This window comes from Metapseudomonas cellulosilytica (assembly GCF_049334135.1).
Taxonomy (GTDB): Bacteria; Pseudomonadota; Gammaproteobacteria; order Pseudomonadales; family Pseudomonadaceae; genus Metapseudomonas.
The window spans coordinates 1-24,994 of the sequence record NZ_JBHZGN010000025.1; the positions used below are offsets into that span (position 1 = coordinate 1).

Below are 24,994 nucleotides of genomic sequence, written 5' to 3' on the forward strand. Positions count from 1 at the left end.
GGCCGGTTCGAGGTGCTGAACCGGCCGCGCGGTCATTTCCGACGGGTGTTGAGTGTGACGGCGGCGCGAATGAGCGCCTTCAGCGCCGCTTCATAGATCCTCTCGCCCTCGCGGATGTCGATGGCACGCCGGGTATTGCCCTCGAGGCTGGCGTTGAACAGAGCGGTCGGGTCATCCAGCGACGCACCCTTGGCGAAGGTCAGCTTCACGACCTGCTTGTAGGTCTCGCCGGTGCAGATGATGCCGGCGTGGGACCACACCGGAACGCCCCGCCATTTCCACTCCTCCACCACCTCGGGGTCGGCCTGGCGGATCAGCCCCCGAACCCGCGCGAGCATCTCGCCTCGCCAATCCCCCAGTTCCTCGATTCGCGCGTCTATCAGGCGCGAGGCGGAGCCGTCCCCCTGCCCTGGCTGTGCGTCGGTCTTCGTCATGCGGTCCTTGCCTCCTGCTGGTTGCCGTTCGCCGGACACCTGAGTATCGCCAAACGGCGGCGTCCTTAACTGCATCCAGCACCTGCTTGGCCAGATGCCCTACGAGTAAGTGGAACAGCCCTCGGTGGAACTGCCGAAGCGCATGCGCCACAAGGACTACGTGCAGATTCCCACGCCGAAACCCGATCGCAGCCAGGATTGCCTCGTCACTGCCGACGATCAAAGCTCCAGGCGCCACCGCCGGCCGCAGCCAGATACAGGAAAACGAAGCAGAACAGGATCGCCGGCTCACCGCCATTCAGTAGCGGGATAATCCCCTTGGGGGCATGTCCGATGAAATAGGCGAAAGCCATTTCCCCGGAGAGGATAAAGGCCACCGGTCGCGTGAATAAACCAATCACCAACAGCAGTCCGCCGACCACTTCAAGCAAACCAGCAAAGCCGATCAAGGAAAACAGGCTCAACTCATCGAAAAAAGCAACGTGCGGGAATCCAAACAACTTGGAGGTTCCATGCTGGAGGAACAGGAAGGCCGTGATGATCCGCAGGACACTGAGCAGGCGCGGGGCCCATAGCGTATCGAGCTGGGAAATGAGGGCAGACATCAAATTATCTCCTGAATGAGGTAGAGCGCTGGATGCCACTTATGAAAGCCGTAACGCACTGCACAGGAGCAATTGTAGTCGCCAAGGATGAATTGCATCTTTGCACGGAACATCGAACATTCACCGATCTTCGAGCACGTTTAAACTTCACAACTTACCGAGCTGTATGATCGATGGTGGAAAGGAAGCCCAGCAGCGAAAGTCCTCAATCTCCACTACTCAGCTGGAAATACCGCTTGAACCAGGATGACGTTCTCTCCAATTCGGCGCTGGCCCTGAGAATCGTGTCCTCAGCCCCGAAGTGCCCGATCAACTGAATACCGACAGGAATGCCCTGCGCGTTCCAGTAGAGCGGTACGCTGGCTGCGGGTTGGCCGGACGCATTGATGATCGCCAGGAACAGGGTGTACCTCGCCGCCTTCAGCCTGAACGTCCGGAAGTCGTCATTCATCGACAGGGTGCCCAGCTTGACGGGGAGCTGCGTGAGTGTCGGGGTCAGCACCAGGTCGAAGCCGCGCATGTACTGCTCCATCACCCGGGATATCTGGTGGAAGCGCGCTATTGCCGCGACGTAATCGGTCGCGTAGAGCGTCTTGCCGAAGTGGTAGGCATCCAGGATTGCAGGCTCCAGGAGCCTCTCCCAATGATCGATCCGCTTACCGCTGACCAGGGTATCGACAGAGACGACCGCATTGGAGGCGACCACCTTGATGAGCGCATCGACAAAAGCGTCGAAATCAATCTCGGGCGCTTTGACGTCGACGACTTCGTGACCGTTCTGCCGGAGCAGTCTTGCCGCCATGTCGACGGCGGCCAGGCAATCCGGGTCGACGATGATGTCGTTCCACGGCGAGACCCACTTGGCCACGCGAAGCGGCCGGTCGAATGGTGTATCCAGATTCGCCAGGTACGAGGCCGGTGTTGCAGGGGCCGCGTAGGGCGCCCCGGGATCAGCGCCTGTGATCGCATCGAGAACGGCCGCGGTATCCCTGACGGTCCGGGTAAGCACGCCGTCGGTGGCGAGTCCGCCCCACCCTTCTCCACGGGCAGGGCCCATCGGCAGGAGCCCGCGCGATGGCTTCAGGCCGAATACACCGCAGCACGATGCCGGGATTCGGATGGAACCGCCGCCGTCGCTTCCATGGGCAATGGGGACGACGCCCAGGGCGACCGCGACCGCGGCGCCACCGCTGGAGCCGCCAGAAGATCGAGTCGGGTCCCAGGGATTGAGCGTCGGGCCGCCGTACACGACGGCTTCAGTCGTGGGCGCCATGCAGAGTTCGGGAACCGTTGTCCGGGCGAAACCGAGAAGTCCCGCAGCCTCGAACCGCTCCACCAGGGTGCTATCGAAACTGAATGGCGTATCGCGAAACAGCCGCGATCCCATGGACGAAGGCAGGCGCCTGGACGGAAGGCCGGAGTCCTTGAGCAGAAAAGGCAGGGCGCCAAACGGCCCGGTCAACTGCGCCTTCTTCGCGATCTTCAGCGACTCTTCGAAACGCTGGCAGCACAGCGCATTGAATGGCATCGCCCTCTCCTCGGCGAGCTTCACCGCGATGCTCATCAGCTCGAACGGGGAGATTTCCCCGCTGCGTAGCAGGGAGGCCAGTGCGACACCATCGAGCCCGTCGTAGTCCGCTGGAGACATGGTTCCCCCTGGCTAAAGCCGTGCTATTGCTGATCCAGAAACCTTAGCTGCGTCTCAACCAATGTCGCCTCACGACCAGGTCGTTCTGAATCACAGGAGTTGGGGCGATCGAGGCCGGCGCTGATGTCCGGTCAGCCCCAAGGCGCACCCGCGCAGAAATTTCCAGCAAGGCAGTTTGCTTGGGGAAGAAAAGCCCGCCCTCCCCCTGCCGGGAGAGAGCGGGCGCCAACCTCATGCGTGATGAATCTCCCGATCCTTGGTTTCCGGCAGGAAGAAGGTGCCAAGAATGGCCGTCATCACGGCGATGACGATGGGGTACCACAATCCGTAGTAGATATCGCCCGTGGCCGCCACCATGGCGAACGCCACCGTGGGCAGGAAGCCGCCGAACCATCCGTTGCCGATGTGGTAAGGCAGCGACATCGAGGTGTAGCGGATGCGCGCCGGGAAGAGTTCAACCAGCCAGGCGGCGATCGGACCGTAGACCATGGTCACGTAGATCACCAGGATGGTCAGGAGCAGTAGCACCATCGGGTAGTTGGTCTTGGCCGGGTCGGCCTTCTCAGGGTAGCCGGCGTCCTTGAGGGCGGTGCCGAGGGTAGCGGTGAAGGCGTCGCTCTGGGCCTTGAAGTCGGCGGCGGGCATGCCGGTGCCTTCGAAGCTCGGGATCAGCTTGTCGCCGATGCGGATCTGCGCGACGTCGCCAGGCTCAGCCGTTTCGTTCTCGTACGGGATGGCCTTTTTCGCCAGCAGGCTCTTGGCCAGGTCGCAGGAGCTGGTGAATTTGGCCTTGCCCACCGGGTCGAACTGGAACGAGCACTGGCCAGGATCGGCGACGACGGTGACCGGGTATTGCGTCTGGGCGGCGAACACCGCCGGGTTACCGAATTCGGTAAGGCCCTTGAAGATCGGGAAGTAGGTCAGCGCGGCAAGGATGCAGCCAGCAATGACGATTTTCTTGCGGCCGATCTTGTCGGAGAGGCTGCCGAAGAAGATGAAGAACGGCGTGCCGAGCAACAGGGAGCCGGCGATCAGCAGGTTGGCGGTCTGCGGGTCGATCTTGAGGGTCTGCAGCAGGAAGAACAGCGCATAGAACTGCCCCGTGTACCAGACCACCGCCTGGCCCGCGGTGCCGCCGAGCAGGGACATGATCACCACCTTGAGGTTGTCCCAGCGGGCGAAGGATTCGGTCAGCGGCGCCTTGGAAGCCTTGCCTTCGGCCTTGATCTTCTTGAACACCGGCGACTCGTTGAGCTGCAGGCGGATATACACGGAGATGATCAGCAGCAGGATCGACAGCAGGAACGGAATCCGCCAGCCCCAGGCCTCGAAGGCTTCGGTGCCGAGGGAGACACGGCAGGCGAGGATCACCAGCAACGACAGGAACAGGCCGAGGGTCGCGGTGGTCTGGATCCACGAGGTGAAGAAGCCGCGCTTGCCTTGTGGCGCATGTTCCGCCACGTAGGTCGCCGCGCCGCCGTACTCGCCTCCCAGGGCCAGGCCCTGCAGCAGGCGCAGGCTGATCAGGATGATCGGTGCCGCCACGCCGATGCTTGCGTAGCCGGGCAGCACGCCCACCACGGCGGTGGAGGTACCCATGATCACGATGGTGATGAGGAAGGTGTACTTGCGCCCGATCATGTCGCCCAGCCGGCCGAACACGATAGCGCCGAAGGGGCGTACGGCGAAGCCAGCGGCGAAGGCGAGCAAGGCGAAGATAAAGGAGGTGGTCTCGTTGACGCCGGCGAAGAAGTGCTTCGCGATGATCGCGGCGAGGGAGCCGTAGAGGTAGAAGTCATACCACTCGAACACGGTGCCCAGAGACGATGCGAAGATGACCTTGCGCTCCTCCCTGGTTATCCCGCGGTTGGGAGCGCTGCCCGTGGTTGTGTTTGCGATCGTCGCCATGAGTTTTCTCCGTGTCGGCCGGAGTACCTCACTACGGTTGCCGCACCCAGGCCCAGGGGCTGATGTATCCGCATTACGGACTGCGTGAAGCGTGGATACAGGCTGACGGCCTCACATCGCTGCAAGGTCCCTGTAAAGCATAATCGCCATCACACAGATATCCACTCGCCATCGTGCTCAAACCCAGAGCGGGCGCACTGTTGAGCGGCTTTGCCCGACTGCGGTCCGGCCTGGACGTCTGGGCCAAGTCAAGGGCAGGCGGCAGGAACGCTTCGCCCCGCGCCCTGGTGGTTATTGCATGAGACCTACCCGCTCGAAAGGCGGTTCCACCGGGACGACACTCAGTATTTGATATCCCGGGCTCTCTCCCGCCCTTGCTGCTTGGTCTGGCGCTTGTCCTGCCGGCATTCGGCGTTCCATTGCTGGTCGGCGGCGCGGCAATTCTGCTTGATCTGGCGCGCATCCTGGCGCGTTTCCTGCCGCACATCCCGCGCCTCGCGCCGTATCTCTGCCCGCTCCGTAGCCCAGGCCGCTCCCGCCGAGGCCACCAGGAAGATCCCAGCTGCCGTTACCACGGCAGCCAACCGTTGAATGGGCATGACAATCCCTCCTCTCGCCCGCATACCGGGGCTATTGAGTACAGCTGATTTTGCTCCCTTTTGCAGCAGGCCGGAGAAACGGCACTCCTGGGCGAGCGCACGCGCGCCAGCCTGAGACCTGGCCGGGGGCGCCATTCGCGCCCCTCCCCGAATCCCAGGCGGGCCATCCGGCGGCGGCAGTATCAGAACACCGCCAGCGTATAGCTCAGGATCAGGCGGTTCTCGTCGATGTCGGTGCGGTAGTTGGAGCGTGCCGTGGCGTTGCGCACCCGTACCGAGAAGTTCTTCAACGGACCGCTCTGCACCGTGTAGCCGATGTCCAGGTCGCGCTCCCAGTCCTTGCCCTCGAAGCTGCCGGTTTCGACATTGTCGCCCCGGATATAGCGCACCCCGGCGATCAGGCCGGGCACGCCAAGGGCGGCGAAGTCGTAGTCGTAGCGCAGCTGCCAGGAGCGCTCCTCGGGCGAGGCGAACTCATAGGTGGGCACTTCGTTGCCAAGCGGCGAGACGGTGACGAACACCCGCGGGAAGCCCTGGTCACCGAACATCGCCTGGTAGCCCAGGTAGACGGTGTGGCCGCCGTGCCGTGCCGAGAGCAGCGAGTAGAACGCGCGGTTGTCGATCTCGCCGATGAGCTGCTGACCGTCTTCGGACGAGTCGAAATAGCCGAGGTTCGCCCCCAGCGTCCACACGCCCAGCGGCTCGCTGTGCTTGAGCCCGAGGAAGCGCTGGTCGTAGAGGTCCTCCAACTGGCCGTACCAGGCACTCAGGGTGGTGCGGTTCTGATTGAAGGTGTAGTCGCCACCGGCGTAGTTGAAGCGGTCGGAGGTGATCAGGCGAGCCTGGGCATCGCGCCGGGGCGCAAAGCCGACGATGGCGCCGATCTCTTCGTCGCCCGCTTCGCTGCGGATGCTGGTGGAATGCAGTTGGCCGGCCTGCAGCGTCAGCCCGGCAATTTCCGCCGAGCTGATGGCCACGCCCTGGTAGGTGTTGGGCAGCAGGCGGTTGTCGGTCAGCATCAGTACCGGCACGTTGGGTTGCAGTTCGCCAACGCGCAGCTCCGTCTTCGATACCCGCACCTTGGCGGTCAGGCCCAGGCGACCGTAGTCGTCCGGCGCGGTCTCGCCGAAGGCGCCGGGCAACAGGCCGGTGCCGGCGCGGTCGGGGCTGCTGTCCAGCTTCAGGCCGAGCAGGCCGATGGCGTCGACCCCCAGACCCACCGGCCCCGGCGTGTAGCCGGATCTGACATTGAGGATGAAGCCCTGGGCCCACTCCTCCGCCCTCGATTGCCGGCTCGGGCCGACGATGTCGGAAAAGTCGCGGCTGAAGTAGTAGTTGCGCGCGGTGAGGGTGGCCGTGGAGTCGGCGATGAAGCCGCCCTCCGCGGCCTGGATGCCGAATGGCAGGGCGATGACGGTGGCAGCGGCCAGCGCCGAACAGGTTTTATTCGGGTTGCAGGTCATATCGGGTTCTCTTGTTCTTGTTGTATGCAGACAGCCCACCGCTGCGCCATGGGCAGGCGCCGGGCAGTGGGGAGTCAGGTTTCACGCAGGCGGAGTCCGCTTCCTCGCCTGGTCGGCCCAGGGCGAACTCCGTGGTTCCGGTTCTCAGTTGGAGGTGGGCTCCAGCGGCCGTTCGGCCACGGTGCTTGCCTGGACGCGCTGCCCCGGCCGCTGCCAGAGGAACACCAGGATGGCGGCGGCGCCGATCAGCCCCGGCAGGGCAAAGGCCAGGAAGCTCGCCTGGATCGGTAATTGCGCGGCATGCAGCGCGCCGCCCAGCAGCGGACCGATGATGGCGCCGATGCGGCCGATGCCCATGGCCCAGCCCAGCCCGGTGGAGCGGATATGCGCCGGGTAGAACTGCACGGTGCAGGCGTTGGAGAGGATCTGCGTGCCGATGGTGCAGGCGCCGGCCACACCGATCAGCAGGTACAGCACCGGCAGCGGGGATTTCAGCGCGAGCAGGCTGAGGGACAGCGCACCGAGGGTGAAGAAGGCGAACAGCACGCGGCCGAGGCCGATGCGGTCGCCGAGCCAACCACCGCCGATGGCCCCGAAGATGGCGCCGATATTCAGCACCAGCAGGAACGCGAGGCTGGAGTTGAGCCCGTAACCGGCAGCGTTCATCAGCTTCGGCAGCCAGGAGCTCAAGGCGTAGACCATCAGCAGGCAGCAGAAGAACGCGGCCCATAGCATCAGGGTGTTCAGCGCGCGTCCGTCCTGGAAGAGCTGGGAGATGGCCACCTTGTTCGCCTGTCCCCTGGCCAGGACCAGCTCGTCGCCAGCGCTCGGCCTGGACTCGGGCACAGCCTTCGCCAACAGGGCCCGGGCGCGTTCGACTTCGCCCTGGCGCACCAGGAAGTTGAGCGATTCCGGCAGCTGGCGAACCAGCAGCGGCAGTACCAGCAAGGGCACCAGGGCGACGAAGAACACCGCTGGCCAGCCCCAGGTGGGCATCAGCGCCATGCCCAACCCGGCGGAGAGCATGCCGCCCACCGAGTAGCCGCTGAACATGATAGCGACCAGGGTGCTGCGGATTCTCTTCGGCGCATATTCGTTCATCAGCGCCACGACATTGGGCATCACGCCACCGATACCGAGTCCGGCGATGAAGCGGCAGATCGCGAACTCCTCGGGCGTGCGCGCGAAGCCGTTGATCACGGTAAAGCCGCTGAACAGCATCACGCAGGTCATGATGGTCTTGCGCCGTCCGATGCGGTCCGATAGCGGGCCGAAGAACAGCGCACCCACCATCATCCCGACCAGCGCGCAACTGCCGAGCAGGCCGGCCTGGAGCGCGGTCAGGTTCCAGGTCTGCATCAGCGCGGGCAGCACCACGCCGTAAATGACCAGGTCATAGCCGTCGAAAATGATGATCAGCGCGCACCAGAACAGCACGCGCGCATGAAAGGCATTGAAGCGGGCCCCGTCGAGCAGGGCGGAAACGTCGAGGGTACGCATGGCATGGCTCTTCTTGTCTTTGTTATAGAGCCGGGGCGGCCGCCTGGGCTCGCCCCGGTAGATCGGCGCGGAATCAGGCGCAGCGGCTGAGGGTCTGCCAGCCCAGGCGCGCGCGGGCATCACGCAGGTCGGCGTCCAGGTCGTGGTTCCACAGCCAGTCGAAACGGCTGGCCAGGGTGGTGCCCAGGGCCTGCTCGTCGGCACCCACGGCCGGATCGCGCAGTTCGTAGAGTTCGCCAGCTTCCCAGGAGCTGCGCTGCACGCGGCAGGCGCGGGGGCGGCGCAGCGCATCGTAGGCCGCCAGCAGCTCGCCGAGGTTGTCCTGGCTCGCTTGCGGGTCGCCCAGCAGACGCGCCAGGAAGTAGGCATCTTCCAGGCCCTGCCCTGCCCCGGCGCCCTGGTGCGGCAGCATGGCGTGGGCGGCATCGCCGATCAGCGCCACCCGGCCATGCACGTAGCCGGGCAGTTCCGCCAGGTCGTGCAGCGCCCAGTGGGTCGGCGCCGCGATGCACTCCAGCAGGATGCGTGCGGCATCGCCCCAGCCGGCGAAGGCCTCGAGCATTTCGCGCTGGCTGGCCTCGCGCACCCAGGGCGCATCCTGGGGCCAAGTGGGATTTGCGCTGCTGCGGTCGGAGACGAAGGCCACCACATTGATGATGCGGCCCTGCTTCACCGGGAAAGTGAGGATGTGACCATCAAGTCCAAGGTACATCTGCGGAACGTCCACCAGGCGCTCGTCGACGCCGGCGGCGCGATAGGCCTCGCGCAGGCGCAGGCTGTCGATCAGCCCACGGTAGGCGCAGGTGCCGGAAAAGCGCGGTGCAGCGGGTGGTGCACCAATACCCTCCAGCACATGACTGCGAATGGCGGACTTGATGCCGTCGGCGGCGATCAGCAGGTCACCCCGGTATTCGCTGCCGTCGGTGAACAGCACGCGGACCTCATCGTCCTGCTGCTCCACGCTGACGGCGCGCTTCTTGAACCGTGCCACGCCTTCGGGCAAGCGGCTTGCCAGCACATCCAGGAAATCCGCGCGGTGCACCGAAGACTGCCCCACGCCCGGCGCCAGGCTGGCGCCGAGGTAGCCGGCATCGTTGCTGCGGCGCCACTCGAACCAGACATCCTGCCAGGGCTCCGGAGTGCGGTCGGCGACCTCGCCATAGGGCTCGGCCAGCCCGAGACCGGCGATGGCGCGGACCGCGTTGGCGCCGAAGGAAACGCCCGCGCCCACTTCGCCGAAAGCCGGTGCGGACTCGAAGAGCTGAACGTCGAGATGGGAGTGACGGCACAGGTCCAGTGCCAGGGCGACGCCGGAGATACCGCCGCCGATGATGCCGATACGCAGGGCAGGCTTCTTGCTCATGTTCGTACCCACGATGGTGTTGTTGTTGGAGTGGGACCATCATGGCCATGCCAGGAATATTGATAAATGCAGTGGCTCGCATACAGACTATTTCAGCTATGAATATTCCTCCCGACACCCGAGACGCCCCATGGACCTGCGCGACCTGGACCTGAACCTGCTGGTGGTTTTCAACCAGTTGCTCATCGACCGGCGGGTTTCCACCGCCGCCGACAACCTGGGGCTGACCCAGCCCGCCGTCAGCAACGCCCTCAAGCGTCTGCGCACCGCGCTGCAGGACGACCTCTTCGTGCGCACCTACCAGGGCATGGAGCCGACGCCCTATGCCGAGCAACTGGCCGAGCCGGTGTCATTGGCGATCCACACCCTGCGCGAGGCATTGAGCCGACAGGACAGCTTCGATCCGCTGACCTGCGAGCGCACCTTCACCATCGCCATGACCGATATCGGCGAGATCTACTTCACCCCGCGCCTGATGGATGCCCTCGCCCGCCTGGCGCCGAAGTGCCGCATCAGCACCGTGCGCAACACCTCGGTGACCCTGATCGAAGCCTTGCAGAACGGCACCGTCGATCTCGCCGTGGGGCTGCTGCCGAACCTGCAGGCGGGCTTCTTCACACGCCGGCTGTTCCACCATCGCTATGTCTGCATGTGCCGCAAGGATCACCCGGCCACCCGTACGCCGCTGACCCTGGAGCGCTTCTGTGCCTATGGTCACGTTCGCGTGATCGCCGCCACCACCGGCCATGGCGAGGTGGACGCCCACATGGCGCGCATTGGCATCGAGCGCGACATCCGCCTTGAAGTGCCCCACTTCGTCGCGGTGGGCCATATCCTCCAGCGCACCGATTTGCTCGCCACCGTGCCCGAGCGCTTTGCCGACTCCTGCGTCGAGCCTTTCGGCCTGGTCGCCCTGCCCCACCCGGTCCAGCTCCCGGAGATCGACATCAACCTGTTCTGGCATGCGAAGTACCACCGGGACTCGGCCAACCGCTGGCTGAGGCAGTTGATGTTCGAGTTGTTCTCGGATTGATGGCGTGGCGGTTTTGCATGGGATGCCGCCCGGATCGTTCGCCAGCCCGGGTTGCCGGACCGAACCTTGTCCGCTAATGCCGCAAAACGGGAACTGTTTTGAAAGCCGGTTCTGAGATAATCGGCGTCCCTGAATTGGTGCAGCGATGGAGACATTCGCTGCACACCCCGTCAACAGCCAGCGGTGACAACATGATTGAGGTAACCGAGGTTTCCATTGCCGACCTGCGCGCCGCACTCGAGTCCGGCCGCACTACTGCGGTTGAGCTCGTCCAGGCGTATCTCGCCCGGATCGACGCCTACGATGGACCCGACACGCCCACTGCGCTCAACGCGGTAGTGGTTCGAAACCCTGATGCGCTCAAGGAGGCGGAGGCTTCCGACGCCCGCCGCGCCCGGGGCGAAACCCTTGGCCCGCTCGACGGCATTCCATACACGGCCAAGGACAGCTACCTGGTCAAGGGGCTCACCGCGGCCTCCGGCAGTCCGGCATTTGCGAACCTGGTCGCTTATCGCGATGCGTTCACCATCGAACGACTTCGCGCCGCCGGCGCCGTCTGCCTGGGCAAGACCAATATGCCGCCCATGGCCAACGGCGGCATGCAGCGCGGGGTGTATGGTCGCGCCGAGAGCCCGTACAACGCGGGCTACCTGACCGCGCCCTTTGCATCCGGATCGTCGAACGGCGCCGGTACCGCGACTGCGGCGAGTTTCTCGGCATTCGGCCTGGCTGAGGAAACCTGGTCGAGCGGACGCGGGCCCGCCTCGAACAATGGCCTCTGCGCCTACACCCCGTCCCGTGGGGTGATCTCGGTGCGCGGCAACTGGCCGCTGACCCCGACCATGGACGTTGTCGTGCCCTATGCCAGGACCATGGCAGACCTCCTCGAAGTGCTTGACGTGGTGGTGGCGGATGACCCGGATACCCGCGGCGACCTGTGGCGGATGCAACCCTGGGTACCGATTCCCAGCGCCGCCTCGGTACGCCCCGCCTCCTACCTGGAACTCGCCGCGAAGGCAGACGCCCTGGCGGGCAAGCGCTTCGGTATTCCGCGCATGTTCATCAACAAGGACCCCGATGCGGGCACCAGCGAAGCACCTGGCATCGGTGGCCCGACCGGACAGCGAATCAACACCCGCCCCTCCGTGATCGGACTCTGGGAGGAGGCGCGCAAGGCACTCGAAGCCGCCGGGGCGGAAGTGGTCGAAGTCGATTTCCCGCTGGTCTCCAATTGCGAGGGCGATCGCCCCGGCGCGCCGACCGCCTTCACCCGCGGCCTGGTGTCCAAGGAGTTCCTGCATCACGAGCTGTGGGACCTGTCGGCCTGGGCGTTCGATGATTTCCTGCGCGCTAATGGCGATCCCAAGCTGAACCGCCTGGTCGACGCGGACGGACCGCAGATCTTCCCCCACGAGCCGGGCACCCTGCCCAACCGCGAAGGCGACCTGGTCGCCGGCATGGATGAGTACGTGCGGATGGCCGAGCGTGGCATCACCCCGTGGGACCAGATTCCCACCCTCCCTGACGGGCTGCGGGGACTCGAGGAGACGCGTCGCATCGACCTCGAGGACTGGATGGACCGACTGGGGCTGGACGCCGTGCTATTCCCGACCGTGGCCGACGTCGGTCCGGCGGATGCCGACGTGAATCCGCAGTCGGCGGATATCGCATGGAGCAACGGCATCTGGGTCGCCAACGGCAACCTGGCTATCCGGCATCTGGGCGTCCCCACGGTGACCGTGCCGATGGGCGTGATGCCGGACATCGGCATGCCGATAGGGCTGACCTTCGCCGGTCGCGCCTACGATGACTCGGCTCTGCTGCGCTTCGCTTCGGCGTTCGAGTCGACCGGGTCGAAGCGACTGGTCCCGCCGCGAACCCCGCCGTTGCAGCAAAGCTGAAAGTAAACACCCACGTTCGTAGAACATGGACTTGCTTTAGCCCCCTGGAAGGGGGCGATGCCGACCCGGACTCCGTAGGTTGGTGCCGAGCGCAGCGAGGCCCAACAACCCGCAAATCGCTGGGCTTCGCAAGCTCAGCACCAGCCTACGAAAAGCCTTCGCTCCGGCCTCTTTGGCCACCTATGCCGTACACCTTTCAGCCCAGCAATCGTCACAGGCAGAGCCGGTGACTCATGACCACGCCCTAAGGACGTGGTTTCCCAAGTTCAAATGAACCTGGCGGGATTGGGGTGGCACAAGCCCCGATCCCGCCCGGTCTCGGCAAGCGCGCGCGAACCGGCGCGCCCGCCACGACATCTCACCCTTGGACGAAGCGCACGCCTGGCTTGGCCCGCTCATCGACCACCAGTTCGAAGACATCGGGTCGCGCGTAGTGACCCGTCACGTCGAAGTCATAGCGTGCGCGTACCAGGTCAGCCGTATCGATCTCCGCCACCAGCAAGCCGCGCTCCCCGGTCATCGGGCCGGCCAGCACTTCCCCCAGGGGGCCGACGATCACGCTGCCGCCATTGATCAACGGACGATTCTCGGGCCAGTTCTCGACCTCGATACCCAGCGCCGCAGGCGAGTCCTGAACCTGGCAGGCACTGACCACGAAGCAGCGCCCTTCACAGGCGATGTGACGCATCGTGGCCTGCCACATCTCCCGCTCGTCGACGGTGGGGGCACACCAGACGTCCACGCCCTTGGCATACATCGCGGTGCGCAGCAGGGGCATGTAGTTCTCCCAGCAGATAGCCGTCCCGAGGCTTCCTGCCTCACCGTCCACCACAGGCAGGGTCGAACCATCCCCTTTCGCCCAGATCAGCCGCTCGGTGCCGGTGGGCATCAGCTTGCGATGCCTGGCGACGAATCCCTCCCGGGGCGTGAAGAACAGCGCGGTGCAGTAAAGGCTGTTGCCGCTGCGCTCGATCACACCGATCACCAGGTCGGCACCGGTGCGTTCGGAAAGCGCCGCCAGCGCTTCGGTTTCAGCGCCGGGAACATCGATTGCGTTTTCGTAGTACCGGGCGAACGCCTCGCGCCCCTCCGGCAGCCGGTAACCCAGTTGGGTGCCGAATCGCTCCCCCTTGGGATAGCCGCCCAGCAGCGCCTCCGGCATCACCACCAGCTTGGCGCCGGCTTCGCGAATGGCGGCCTCGTAGGACAGTATCTGTTCAAGGGTTTCGGCCTTGCCGCCCGGTAGCGAGCCGATCTGCAGCGCTGCGACGATGGACTTGGACATATCGGTGAGGCTCCTCGGTGTGCGGTGGTGTTGCAGACATTTTCAGGGCCGGCAAACTATGAATAAATAGCCATTCACTTCTAATTGATATGAATTGCATGAATATCATCGATGTCGACCTCAACCTGCTCAAGGTGTTCGAAGCCCTGTATGAGGAAGCCAGCGCAAGCCGAGCGGCCCTGCGCCTCGGTGTCACCCAGTCGGCGGTGAGCGCGGCATTGCGACGATTGCGCGATGTCTATGGCGATTCGCTGTTCGTGCGGACCGGGCGTGGCCTGGCGCCCACGCTACGGGCGAACCAGTTGCGGCCACTGATCAGCGATGCCCTCGGCAAATGCAGGCAGAGCCTGGCCTTGCTGGACCCCGCAGCAAACGACTACACCGGCCGAGCCGTCTCACTGGGCCTGTCGGATGATTTCGAGATTGCGTTCGGCCGCCGGCTTATCGATGCCGTCCAGCAACGGGCGCCGAACCTGCGGTTGATCTTTCGCCAGACCCACAGCCAGATCGTTGCGGACGCCCTGCTTGAACGCAGCATCGACCTGGCGATCACCGCCGGAGGTTTCAATGCGCGGATGCTCAGCCGGGAGATTCTTGCCGAGGGCGGCTACAGCTGCCTGCTGGACGCGAGCAGCCTGGCGCCTGGGCAAGTCGTATTGAGCCTCGATGAATTCGTCTCCCGGGAACACATACTGATCTCCTCAGGCGGATTCATTGGCATTGTCGATGAAGCCCTGGCCGCACTCGGGCTGACTCGCCGGGTCAGCGTTTCCACCACGCACTTTGCCGCGTTGCCTTACCTGTTACGGGGTACCGGAGCGGTGGCCACCATCCCCGGCCATGCAGCCGAAGAAATCGCCCGGGTGACCGGGCTGGTCGCACTGCCCTGTCCCCTGCCCCTGCCTCACTATCCAATCGAACTGGGATGGCGGACGACGACCCAGGTCGACCCCGCACTGTTGCGGGTGCGGGACGCCATAACCGATTGCTTCCGCCGATAGGCCTGGCTGCCACGCAGACGATGCCGGGGCGTTCCGGATGACTACTTCATATAGGACCTGAGCAAGGTCGCGATCTGCTCGACCTCCACCTGCCGCTCTTGCGCTGTCAGCCCCTCCGCACCCAGGTGTTCGCGGATATGGCCTTCCATCATTTCCGCCATCAATCCGTTCACCGCACCTCTGATCGCCGCGATCTGCTGGAGGATTGCGAGACAGTCGCGCTCCTGCTCCAGAGCGGTTTCAAGGGCGCTCGCCTGCCCCTTGATCTTGCGTACTCGCGTCAGCAATTGCTTCTTTTCCTTGCTGGCGTGGGCCATCGCCTTTCTCCTCGATAGGTATACTGGGGTATAGTATATGCATTGCATTTCAGGAGCATGATAAACATGACTACCCATGGGCCGGAACAATGGGTGCATTCCCACCATTTTAACCAGGGCAACGCTCGGGCTGAGCGCAAGACCCGCCTTGCCGTGTGGCTGACCGCGCTCATGATGGTCGCCGAGATATCCGGGGGCTGGTACTTCAACTCCATGGCGCTGCTGGCCGACGGCTGGCACATGAGCTCCCATGCACTGGCACTGGGCCTTTCACTGTTCGCCTTTGCGGCAGCTCGGCGCCTCGCCCATGACCGGCGTTTCGCGTTCGGCACCTGGAAAGTCGAAATCCTGGGTGGCTACTCCAGCGCCATCCTGCTACTCGGTGTTGCCGGCCTGATGGCATTCCAATCCGTGGAACGCCTGCTTTCCCCGGGCACCATCCACTACGACGAAGCCATCGCCATCGCCGTGATCGGCCTGGTGGTGAACCTGCTGTGCGCATGGCTGCTGCGTGACGACCACGACCACCACCATGGGCACGAGCACGGGCACGAGCACCACCATCACGCAGCCGGCCATCATCACCACGACCTCAACCTGCGCTCGGCCTATCTGCATGTGGTAGCGGATGCGGCTACGTCGGTGCTGGCGATCATCGCGCTGATGGCGGGGAAATTCTGGGGCGCGGGCTGGCTCGACCCGGTGATGGGGCTGGTGGGCGCAGTCCTGGTCGGCCTCTGGGCCAAAGGCTTGCTGCGGGATACCGCGCGGGTGTTGCTGGACGCGGAGATGGATGCGCCGGTGGTGGAAGAAGTCCGCCAGGCCGTTGCGCAGTTGCCTGTGCCGGCAATCGTCACCGACCTGCACGTCTGGCGCGTCAGCAAGGATCAGTACGCCTGCGTCCTCAGCCTGGCGACCACGGGCTCGCTGGACGCCGATTCGGTTCGCCAAGCGCTCGATGTTCATGAAGAGCTGGCGCATGTGACGGTGGAGATCAACCAGTTGCATGCCGCGTAGGGCCGTCTGCCGGGGCGCTGCCATGAGCCAGGCCCCTTGGCAATGTGCCAATGGTGACGCTGGCCCTTTCAGGCGCGCTTGCTAGAGTCCCAGGAGCCCGTCGCCAGCGTCGGGCTGGAGCTACCGCGCACCTGGCGCGCTTCGACAACACACAGGCAAGGAACCGAGCCCATGCACTGGTTGGAACACCGCATACCGCCGCCCCTGGTCGCAATCCTGTTCGGGATATTGATGTGGCTGCTTGCGCGGTTGACGCCGTCCATCGACACCGCCGCCGCTTGGCGCATCGGGGCCTCGGCCGCACTGCTGCTGGCGGGTATGGCGGTCTGCCTCAGCGGCGTGCTCTCCTTCCGTCGCGCCATGACCACCGTCAACCCGCTGAAGCCGGACACGGCCACTGCATTGGTCAGTACCGGCATCTACCGCCACACGCGCAACCCGATGTACCTCGGCTTCGCCATCGCCCTGGTTGCGTGGACGATCTACCTTGCCTCCCCCATTGCGCTCCTGGGCGTGGCCGGGTTCGTGCTCTACATGAACCGTTTCCAGATCGGCCCGGAAGAACAGGCCCTGGCGGGGCTGTTTGGCGAAGCCTTCAGCGCCTATCGAATCCGCGTGCGCCGGTGGCTCTGACAGGGGCCGGCAATGGAATCGACGGCGTAGCCGGCCCATTTCACGCGTCCCACGGCCTGGGGGAACTAGACTCACATTAAGGCCCCACGGAGAAGAGCCCCTGGCCGTCGTAGCACCTTCCCCATCCGCGATTGATCGCGAAGCTCCGGCGGCCTCCTTTAGGGAAGGGTCCTTTCACGCCTCTGAGGTAATGACCGCGCGGTGGTAACCAAAGGCAATGGCGTGATGGGAGGGCCGGAAAGCCCTCCCGGAACAGCGTCAGATCACGAAGAAGCCGTGGGTGCTGTCACGCCCCAGCTGCTCCACTAGACCGAATTCCCAGTCCAGATAGCCTTGCATGGCTTCGCGGGGATTGTCGGTGCCCTCGTAGGGACGGCGGTATCGGTCGATGCGCGGGGAGGCGAGGTGCTGCTCGCCCTCTTCCACCGGCAACCCGGCGGCCACCCAGGCAGCGGTGCCCCCCGCCAGCAGATAGACGTCACGGCCGGTGGTCGCCTTCACCTCGGCCACCGCGAAACGCGCCAGCAGGCTGCTACCGCAGGTAAGTACGTAGCGCGACGCCGCCGGCACCCGCGCCAGCGCCTCAGCCAGTTGGCCGCGCAGGGCCCACCAGGCACCGGGAATGTGCCGCTTCACATGGTTGGCACTGGCGGTGAAATCCAACACCCGGGCATCACCCTCCTGCAACCAGTCGGCCAGGGTTTGCGGGGTGATCTCCTCGGTCGCGGGCAAGGCTGGCAGCGGCGCCTGCCAGGGGCCCGCCTGGGTGAAGGTGGAGGCCGGTACATCGTCCAGCACATGTACCTCCCAGCCCATCTGCGCCAGCCAGGAAGCACTCATGTTGGCGCGCACACCGTCATCGTCCGCCAGCACCAGGCGGGCGCCACGCACCGAGGCCACGTGGTCGGTTTCCTGCACCAGCTGGCCACCCGGCACCGACCGCGCTCCCGGCAGGTGGCCGGCTTCGTACTCTTCCGGGGTACGCACGTCGAACAGGTAGGTGGTACGGGCTGTCTCGGCCTGCCAGGCGCCCAACTGCGCCAGGCTCGCCCGACCCACGCCAGCCTTGTCCGCCACCGCGCGGGCCGCTTCCGCTGCCTGCCGGCGCGTGACTTCCGAAACCTCGGAGAAACGCCGTGCCTGGCCGTGGTCCAGCTGCTGGCCGGCCAGGGTCCAGCCGATGGTGCCGTTACGCAAGGCGGCCACCGGGTTGGGAATGCCGGCATTCACCAGGGACTGGGTGCCGATGATGCTGCGGGTCCGCCCGGCGCAGTTGACGATCACCCGGGTCGCGGGATTCGGCGCGATTTCCGCCACCCGCAGCACCAGTTCGGCGCCCGGCACGCTGACCCCGGTGGGAATGCTCATGGTCTGGTACTCATCGAAGCGGCGGGCGTCCAGCACCACCACATCGGCCTTGGCATCCAGCAGCGCCTTCACCTCCTCGGCCGCCAGGGACGGCGTGTGGCGCTCGCTCTCCACCAGCTCGCCAAAGGCCTTGCTGGGCACGTTGACATCCTTGAACAGCTCGCCGCCGGCCGCGCGCCAGCCTTCCAGTCCGCCCTCCAGCAGCGCCACGTCGACATAGCCCAAGTCCCGCAGCTTGTGTGCGGCCCGCTCGGCAAGACCTTCACCGGCGTCATAGACGGTAACGCGGGTATCGCGCCGGGGGATGCGCGCATAGACCTCCAGCTCCAGCTTCGATAGCGGGATATTGGCGGCGAACAGCGGATGGGCTTCGGCGAAGGGCGCCTCCTCGCGCACATCCAGCAGCGCGGTTTCCTCCCCGGCCAGCAGGGCCTTGCGGATATCGGCGTAGGAACGGTTCGGGGTCTGGCTCATGGGGCTCAACTCTCTTTTGACAGGTCCCAGATATTGGGCAGGAAGGTGTTGGAGTAACCGGAAATGAACGGCTTTTCGGTGCCTTCGGGCAGGTACACGGCGCGGCGCACCGCACCGATGTTGGCGCCGTACACGTGAATGCTGACGGAGACGCGGTCATCGAAGGCGTTGCGGACCTGGTGGATGTCCCCGATGCGCGGCGAAACCGCCTCTACCTGGCCGGGCTCAAGAAGCACGGCGGCGCCCTCCACCACCAATTGGCCGGTGGGCGAGCGGCGAAAGCCCTGGGACAGTTCCGCGCCGCGCAACATGCCGATCAGGCCCCAGACACGATGGTCGTGGACTGGCGTGGACTGCCCCGGCCCCCAGACGAAACTCACCACGCTGAAGCGCTGCCGGGAATCCACATGCAGCAGATACTGCTGGTAGCGTTCCGCATCCGGCCGGGACAGTGCCGCCGGCAGCCAGTCGTCATGGCGCACCAGCTCCGCCAGCAGGGCTCCGCCCCGTTCCAGCACGGTGGGCTCGTCGGGGTTCTCGTCGAGCAGTACGGCGAGTCGATCGATGAAGTGTCGCAGTCGGTCCAGTCGTAGTGTCTGGGTCATGGGATCGGATTCGTTCGGCGAAAAGTGGTGCTACGGTAGCAAGCGGTCTAACATTATATAAATGCAATTTATTCATAAGCTAATATGCGTACAAAGCATGAAGACAGATGACATAGAGGCGTTCGTCGCGGTGATCCGCAACCAGTCCCTAAGCCTGGCTGCCGACAGCCTGCAACTCACCCAGTCCGCCATAACCCGCCGCGTTCAGAGTTTCGAGGACGCCCTGGGGGTGGAACTGCTGGACCGCAACACCAAGCCCCTCAAGCCCACCGCGATGGGGCTGCGGGTATACGAGCGCTGCCTCGAGGTGCTGCGCGCCATGGATTCGCTGCGGGAGCTGGTGACCCAGGACGGCCCGCCTAGCGGCACCCTGCGACTGGGTGTGCCGCAGACGATCGGCGACGTAGTGCTGCTGGAAGCCCTGCAGCAGCTGCGCGACGCCTACCCGGACCTGCGCACCCAAATGGCCAACGGCTGGGGCAGCAGCCTGGTGGGCCGGATCGAGAATGGCGAACTGGACGCCGCCGCCGCGCTGTTTCCCGCCGGCAAGGTCTTCCCCGAGGGGCTGGTGGGCCGCTCCCTCGCCCGCATGAAACTGGTGGTTGTGGCGGCACGGGGCAGCACCGGCAGGCGCAGTTGCCGGCTCGCCGAATGCCAGGAACTTGGCTGGGTGCTTAATCCCGATGGCTGTGGCTTCCGTGCCGGCCTTCAGCGCGCCCTGGCCGAACAGGGCCTGGGCCTGAAGCTCAACCTGGAAACCTTCGGCACCGAGCTGCAACTTGGCCTGGTGGCCAACGGCATGGGCCTGGGCCTGGTGCCGCAGCCGCTCCTGGAAGGCAGTCAGCATCGCGATCGCCTGGAGGTGGTGAACCTGAGCGACTTCCGCCCGCTGATCGACCTCTGGCTGATCCATCTGCGCTTCCTTGGCAACCTCCAGGGGCCGGTGGAGCTCTTCGGCAACCTGATTGCCGAGCGACTGGGCCTGGCGGCTGAAAGCGCGGCAGACGTCTAGGCCTGAGTGTCGTCCTGCCGGGGTCCATTCGGGCCCCGGCTCCTCCTCCCATTTCCCGGGTCATGTCCGTCGTGCAGATTGACTCAGGACAAATTGCTAGTTTTGCATATTAGAATATGCAAAAAATGAATTTCCATCATTAAATCCTTGTCGTTAGATTCTAAGAACGAGTTCGGCAAGCTCGTTTCCTTATAAAGAAATGCGCGCCGCCGGGCCTCCGCGCTTCTAACGACAGGACAGAACAATGAGCGTTGAAATCCTCGGCATGATTACCGCCTCCCCCGGTTCGGAGGTGGACCAGCCCTTGGGCGACGCGGTGAATCCGGACTTCGTCCGGCGCTTCGCCCAGGCCCACGAAGCGGCCGGCTTCGACCGCATCCTGGTGGGCTACTTCTCCAACGGACCCGAAGGCGCGGTGGTCAGCTCCTTCGCCATCGCCGCCACCGAGCGCCTGGGCATCCTCCTGGCCTATCGCCCGGGAGTGATCGCCCCGCCCCTGGCCGCGCGCCAACTGGCGACCCTGGACCAGTTCAGCAATGGCCGCCTGGCCCTGAACGTGGTCAGCGGCGGCAATGACCTGGACCTGCAGCGCGATGGTGACTTCCTCGACCACGACCGTCGCTACGCCCGCACCGGCGAATACCTGGACGCGCTCAAGGCCATCTGGACCGCCGACCAGCCGGTGGACTTCGCCGGCGAGTTCTACCGCTTCAAGGGTGCTTCCCCCGCCGTGCGCACCGTGCAGCGGCCACACATCCCGATCTATTTCAGCGGTTCGTCGGACGCGGCCATCCGTGTCGCCGCGCGCCATGCCGATACCTACATGCTCTGGGGCGAGCCCCTTGCCGCCGTGGGCGAACATATCGGCCATGTGCGCCGTGCGGCCGCCGCCGAAGGCCGTTCTCCGCGCTTCTCGGTGTCCTTCCGCCCCATAATCGCCGACACCGAGGAAGCCGCCTGGAAGCGTGCCGCCGAGGTGCTCGAACAAGTCCGCGAAACCCGCCAGAAGCTGGGCTTGCCGCTGCACGGCCACGAGCCCGAGAACGTCGGTTCCCAGCGCCTGCTGGCGGCCGCGCAGAAAGGCGATGTGCTGGACAAGCGGCTCTGGACCGGCGTCGCCCGGTTGACCGGTGCGCGCTGGAACTCCACCGCCCTGGTGGGCACTCCCGAGCAGGTCGCCGAAGCACTGGCCGAGTACTACAAGCTCGGCGTTTCCACCTTCCTGATTCGTGGCTTCGACCCACTGAACGACACCCTCGAGTACGGCAAGGGCCTGATTCCCGCCATCCACCACCAGATCGACCGCCTGCCCATCCGCCAGGCTTCCTGAGGACAACCCATGAAACTCTCCCAGCTGATCCGCACCACCCTTGCCGGCCTGTTCCTGGCCGCGCCCCTGGCCCAGGCCGCCGAGCAGATCACCCTGCGCGTCGGCGACCAGAACTATTACAACGTGCGCGCCTCCATCGAAGCCTCCGGCGCCCTCGAAGGTGCGCCCTATAAGGTCGAGTTCAAGCACTTCCAGTCCGCCGCGCCGGTGGCCGAAGGCCTCGAGGCCGGCGCCCTGGACCTGGGCTTCCTTGGTGATTCGGGCTTTCTCTTCCTGGCCGCCAAGGGCGCGCCGGTGAAACTGGTGGGCGTGTCGCGACAAAATCTGGACACCATCGCCCTGCTGGTGCCCAAGGACTCCCCGGCCAAGACCATTGCCGACCTCAAGGGCAAGAAGGTCGCCTACTGGCCCGGTGCCTGGAGTCAGCAGCTCACCCTGCGCGCCCTGGACAAGGCCGGCCTGCCCCGCGACTACGTCGAGTTCGTCAAGCTGATGCCCATCGATGCCGCAGCCGCCCTGCCCCAGGGCAGCATCGACGCCTTCCCGGTGTGGGAGCCCTACATTTCCCAGCAGATCGTCTTCTCCGGCGCTCGCAAGCTGATCACCGCCGAGGGTCTGATGCCGGGCCTGAGCAGCATCGCCGCCCATGCCGACGCCATCGAGTCCAAGCGTGCCGCCATCGCGGACTTCCTCGGCCGCCTGCAGAAGGCGCGCGCCTGGGTCGACAGCCACAAGGAGGAGTACGCCGACATCTGGGCGAAGAACGCCAACCTGGACCAGAGCGTGTCCCGTCACTGGATCGGTCAGGCCAACATGACCGTCGGCCCCGTGGACGCCCAGGCTGCGAAGGACTACCAGGCCACCGCCGACTTCCTCGTCGAGACCGGTGCCCTGCCCAAGGCCCTGGATACCCACACGATCATCGACACGTCCTTCACCCAGGCCTTCCCGAACTGAACCCGACCAGGGGAGCGCTCCCTTCGCGAGGCGAGACGTTCCCCTGGACAGGGCTTGGAAAGCGTTCAGATCAAGCTCAGGGCGCCGCCCAGGATGATCAGTTGCGTGGTCAGCACAAAGGCCAGCAGCAGCGGTTTGATGCCAGCATTGCACAGGTCGGCCAGGCGGGTGCTGAAGCCCAGGGCGCCCATGGCGGCGGCCAGCAGCAGGTCATCCAGGCCGATCATCGTCTGGTGCATGGCCTCTGGCAGGGGCAGCCAGGAATTGAGCAGCATGCAGGCCACGAAGCCGATGACGAAGAGCGGAACCTTGACCGGAGCTGCCGCCCGGCCAGGTGCGGAGCGGCGTGCCAGCCAGAAGCCGAGGCCCAGCAGGAACGGCGCCAGCAACAGGACACGGATGAGCTTGGCCACTACCGCCGCCTCGGCGGCCTGCGGGTCCATGGCCTGGCCAGCGGCGACCACCTGGGCGACTTCGTGCAGCGTCGCGCCGGCGAATACACCGAATCCGTGGCTGTCACCGAACAGCGTCGGCATCAGGGTGAACAGCCAGGGATAGAGCAGCATGCCCAGTGTGCCGAACAGCACCACGCAGGCAATGGCGACGGCCACCTGGTCGTTGCGTCCCTTGACCAGGCCGGCACTGGCGAGGATCGCCGCGGCACCGCAGATGGCATGGCCAGCGCCGATCAGGATGGCGGTCTCAAGCTCCAGGCGCAGGACCCGGGTGCCCATCCAGATCGCCAGGCCCATGGTGGAGAGAATCAGCACTGCGTCGATGACGAAAGCCTGCACGCCCAGCGCCTGGACCTGCTGGACCGTCAGGCGCAGGCCGTAGAGCGCGACGCCGAAGCGCAGCACCGGCTGCTTGCAGAATTGCAGGCCGGCGCCGAGCAGGCCATGGATGCGCTCGGACGTCAGGTTGCCCGCCAGTAGCCCCAGCAGCATGGCCAGGGTCAGCGCGCCGAACCCCGTCCCCTGCAACGCCGGATAGTTGGACAGCCAAAGCGCCAGGCCGGCCAGCAGGAAGCTGGTGCCGACTCCGGCGAGCAGGAATAAAGGCGAACGTTCAATACGACTCAGGGCTAGCATGGCGATACCTCGCTTGTGGTAGCGCAAGCTTGCCGTCGCATATAACCTAAACGAAGCAACCTATTCTTATTGGTCATATCAGGAATGCTGATATGCAGTGCCGAATCACGCTCCGCCAACTCGCCACCTTCATCGCCATTGCCGATCTGGGCAGCGTCACTCGTGCCAGCAAGGAGCTCAGCCTCACCCAGTCGGCGGCGAGCATGTCCCTGCAGGACCTGGAGCATCAGCTCGGCACGCGCCTGTTCGATCGCAATGGCAAGCGCCTGGTGCTGAACGAGCACGGCCGTCGCCTGTACCCCCGCGCACAAGCCACCCTGGAAGGCGCCCAGGAGGTGGAGTCGCTGTTCCAGCAGCAACTCACCTGCCACCTGCGCATCGGCGCCAGCACGACCATTGGCGGTTATCTGCTGCCGGACAAGCTGGCGGCCTTCCTTGAAGCGGAGCCGGACAGTCGCCTCGAACTGAAGGTGGAGAACACCGAGCGCATCGTCGAATCGCTGTGCAACTTCACAGTCGACGTGGCCTTCGTGGAGGGTCCGGTGCAGCACCCGGATATCGATGTGCGGCCCTGGCAGGAAGACGAACTGGTCCTGATCGCCGCACCGGGCCACTCGCTGGCCCGGCAGCCCCAACCGACGGCGGAGGATCTGGCCAAGGCCCGCTGGATCATGCGTGAACCGGGCTCCGGCACCCGCAACATGCTGGAACACCTGATCGGGCCCTGGCTGGGCAGCCCGCGCCAGGTACTGGAGGTTTCCGACGGCGAGGCGATCAAGCGCTGCGTGATTGCCGGCGCGGGCATCGCCTGCGTGTCGCGCATCATGGTGCGCAGCGAACTCGCCCTCGGCCAGCTGTGTACCCTGCCCTCTCCCAGCGGCCCGCTCAAGCGCATGCTCTATCGCGCCATCCACCAGGACAAGCAGCCGACACGCGGGCTGAAGCGCTTCCTGGATTTCCTGTAGGAGCGAATTCATTCGCGCAATGGCGTGGCACCGAGCCGGCCGGCACCCACCCTCACCCCCGGCCCCTCTCCCGCAAGCGGTAGAGGGGTGACTCCCGGCCCAGCTTCGGCACAGTCCTGTAGGGGCGAATTCATTCGCGAAATGACATGGCACCGAACCGGCCGGCACCCACCCTCACCCCCGGCCCCTCTCCCGCAAGCGGTAGAGGGGTGACTCCCGGCCCACCTTCGGCACAGTCCTGTAGGGGCGAATTCATTCGCCAAGCAGGACGCAGTCCTGCCCTTGTAGGAGCGAATTCATTCGCGAAATGGCCCAACACCGAGCCGGCCGGCACCCACCCTCACCCCCGGCCCCTCTCCCGCAAGCGGTAGAGGGGTGACTCCCGGCCCACCTTCGGCCCAGTCCTGTAGGCGCCAAGAGGGATTCCGAGAAAGATTTGCGGCCAGGACGATCGGCACAGAACGATCATTCGGCGGAAAGATTAA

General features: G+C 65.1%; 22 protein-coding genes. 9 read left to right on the forward strand and 13 right to left on the reverse strand.

The window, feature by feature from the left end; translation table 11 throughout:
* Positions 1–32 precede the first annotated feature (32 nt).
* The 8 genes from ACFW0H_RS24425 to salA all read right to left on the reverse strand — a co-directional run bounded on the left by ACFW0H_RS24425 (position 33) and on the right by salA (position 9,520).
* Positions 33–434, reverse strand: coding sequence for a DUF1801 domain-containing protein (locus ACFW0H_RS24425; protein ID WP_422916432.1), 402 nt, complete (start codon positions 432–434; stop codon positions 33–35).
* Between the two features lie 206 nt (positions 435–640).
* Positions 641–1,039: a DoxX family protein gene (locus tag ACFW0H_RS24430; protein WP_422916433.1), complete on the reverse strand. Its 399-nt coding sequence runs from the start codon at positions 1,037–1,039 to the stop codon at positions 641–643.
* A 205-nt stretch (positions 1,040–1,244) separates the two neighbouring features.
* Positions 1,245–2,687: an amidase gene (locus tag ACFW0H_RS24435; RefSeq protein ID WP_422916434.1), complete on the reverse strand. Its 1,443-nt coding sequence runs from the start codon at positions 2,685–2,687 to the stop codon at positions 1,245–1,247.
* Between the two features lie 231 nt (positions 2,688–2,918).
* Positions 2,919–4,595, reverse strand: coding sequence for an MFS transporter (locus tag ACFW0H_RS24440; protein WP_422916435.1), 1,677 nt, complete (start codon positions 4,593–4,595; stop codon positions 2,919–2,921).
* A 341-nt stretch (positions 4,596–4,936) separates the two neighbouring features.
* Positions 4,937–5,194, reverse strand: coding sequence for a hypothetical protein (locus ACFW0H_RS24445; protein WP_422916436.1), 258 nt, complete (start codon positions 5,192–5,194; stop codon positions 4,937–4,939).
* Between the two features lie 182 nt (positions 5,195–5,376).
* Positions 5,377–6,657, reverse strand: coding sequence for an OprD family porin (locus tag ACFW0H_RS24450; RefSeq protein ID WP_422916437.1), 1,281 nt, complete (start codon positions 6,655–6,657; stop codon positions 5,377–5,379).
* 144 nt (positions 6,658–6,801) lie between these two features.
* Positions 6,802–8,157, reverse strand: coding sequence for an MFS transporter (locus ACFW0H_RS24455; protein ID WP_422916438.1), 1,356 nt, complete (start codon positions 8,155–8,157; stop codon positions 6,802–6,804).
* 73 nt (positions 8,158–8,230) lie between these two features.
* The gene (salA, locus tag ACFW0H_RS24460) at positions 8,231–9,520 is read right to left on the reverse strand and encodes a salicylate 1-monooxygenase (protein WP_422916439.1); all 1,290 of its coding nucleotides are present in this window, start codon (positions 9,518–9,520) and stop codon (positions 8,231–8,233) included.
* Between the two features lie 130 nt (positions 9,521–9,650).
* On the opposite strand from salA, the gene ACFW0H_RS24465 reads away from it, so the two are divergent.
* The gene (locus tag ACFW0H_RS24465) at positions 9,651–10,553 is read left to right on the forward strand and encodes a LysR family transcriptional regulator (RefSeq protein ID WP_422916440.1); all 903 of its coding nucleotides are present in this window, start codon (positions 9,651–9,653) and stop codon (positions 10,551–10,553) included.
* Positions 10,554–10,744: 191 nt separating this feature from the next.
* Entirely contained in the window at positions 10,745–12,454 is a 1,710-nt protein-coding gene (locus tag ACFW0H_RS24470) for an amidase (RefSeq protein WP_422916441.1), read from the forward strand.
* A gap of 358 nt (positions 12,455–12,812) precedes the next feature.
* On the opposite strand, the gene ACFW0H_RS24475 is transcribed toward ACFW0H_RS24470, so the two are convergent.
* Entirely contained in the window at positions 12,813–13,739 is a 927-nt protein-coding gene (locus ACFW0H_RS24475; protein ID WP_422916442.1) for a carbon-nitrogen hydrolase family protein, read from the reverse strand.
* Positions 13,740–13,828: 89 nt separating this feature from the next.
* Between ACFW0H_RS24475 and ACFW0H_RS24480 the strand changes: the two genes are divergently transcribed.
* Positions 13,829–14,740 carry a LysR family transcriptional regulator gene (locus tag ACFW0H_RS24480; RefSeq protein WP_422916443.1) on the forward strand — a complete coding sequence of 304 codons (912 nt, stop codon included), beginning with the start codon at positions 13,829–13,831 and terminating at the stop codon, positions 14,738–14,740.
* A 41-nt stretch (positions 14,741–14,781) separates the two neighbouring features.
* Here ACFW0H_RS24480 and ACFW0H_RS24485 read toward each other — a convergent pair whose 3' ends face one another.
* The gene (locus ACFW0H_RS24485) at positions 14,782–15,057 is read right to left on the reverse strand and encodes a metal/formaldehyde-sensitive transcriptional repressor (protein ID WP_422916444.1); all 276 of its coding nucleotides are present in this window, start codon (positions 15,055–15,057) and stop codon (positions 14,782–14,784) included.
* Positions 15,058–15,123: 66 nt separating this feature from the next.
* Here ACFW0H_RS24485 and dmeF point away from each other — a divergent pair, with 66 nt between their 5' ends.
* Both dmeF and ACFW0H_RS24495 read left to right on the forward strand, forming a co-directional pair.
* Positions 15,124–16,074 carry a CDF family Co(II)/Ni(II) efflux transporter DmeF gene (gene dmeF, locus ACFW0H_RS24490; protein ID WP_422916445.1) on the forward strand — a complete coding sequence of 317 codons (951 nt, stop codon included), beginning with the start codon at positions 15,124–15,126 and terminating at the stop codon, positions 16,072–16,074.
* Between the two features lie 171 nt (positions 16,075–16,245).
* Entirely contained in the window at positions 16,246–16,707 is a 462-nt protein-coding gene (locus ACFW0H_RS24495) for a methyltransferase family protein (RefSeq protein ID WP_422916446.1), read from the forward strand.
* Positions 16,708–16,965: 258 nt separating this feature from the next.
* On the opposite strand, the gene ACFW0H_RS24500 is transcribed toward ACFW0H_RS24495, so the two are convergent.
* The gene (locus tag ACFW0H_RS24500; RefSeq protein ID WP_422916447.1) at positions 16,966–18,549 is read right to left on the reverse strand and encodes a rhodanese-related sulfurtransferase; all 1,584 of its coding nucleotides are present in this window, start codon (positions 18,547–18,549) and stop codon (positions 16,966–16,968) included.
* 5 nt (positions 18,550–18,554) lie between these two features.
* The gene (locus ACFW0H_RS24505; protein WP_422916448.1) at positions 18,555–19,154 is read right to left on the reverse strand and encodes a cysteine dioxygenase family protein; all 600 of its coding nucleotides are present in this window, start codon (positions 19,152–19,154) and stop codon (positions 18,555–18,557) included.
* A 97-nt stretch (positions 19,155–19,251) separates the two neighbouring features.
* Between ACFW0H_RS24505 and ACFW0H_RS24510 the strand changes: the two genes are divergently transcribed.
* From ACFW0H_RS24510 to ACFW0H_RS24520, 3 genes are all read left to right on the forward strand, one after another.
* A complete protein-coding gene (locus tag ACFW0H_RS24510; RefSeq protein ID WP_422916449.1) occupies positions 19,252–20,166 on the forward strand; it encodes a LysR family transcriptional regulator in 915 nt (304 codons plus the stop codon).
* Positions 20,167–20,431: 265 nt separating this feature from the next.
* Entirely contained in the window at positions 20,432–21,496 is a 1,065-nt protein-coding gene (locus tag ACFW0H_RS24515; RefSeq protein WP_422916511.1) for an LLM class flavin-dependent oxidoreductase, read from the forward strand.
* Positions 21,497–21,505: 9 nt separating this feature from the next.
* The gene (locus tag ACFW0H_RS24520) at positions 21,506–22,453 is read left to right on the forward strand and encodes an ABC transporter substrate-binding protein (RefSeq protein ID WP_422916450.1); all 948 of its coding nucleotides are present in this window, start codon (positions 21,506–21,508) and stop codon (positions 22,451–22,453) included.
* A 65-nt stretch (positions 22,454–22,518) separates the two neighbouring features.
* Here ACFW0H_RS24520 and ACFW0H_RS24525 read toward each other — a convergent pair whose 3' ends face one another.
* On the reverse strand, positions 22,519–23,544 hold the full coding sequence (locus ACFW0H_RS24525) for a YeiH family protein (protein ID WP_422916451.1): 1,026 nt from the start codon (positions 23,542–23,544) through the stop codon (positions 22,519–22,521).
* A 92-nt stretch (positions 23,545–23,636) separates the two neighbouring features.
* Here ACFW0H_RS24525 and ACFW0H_RS24530 point away from each other — a divergent pair, with 92 nt between their 5' ends.
* Positions 23,637–24,509 carry a LysR family transcriptional regulator gene (locus tag ACFW0H_RS24530; protein WP_422916452.1) on the forward strand — a complete coding sequence of 291 codons (873 nt, stop codon included), beginning with the start codon at positions 23,637–23,639 and terminating at the stop codon, positions 24,507–24,509.
* Positions 24,510–24,994: the final 485 nt, after the last annotated feature.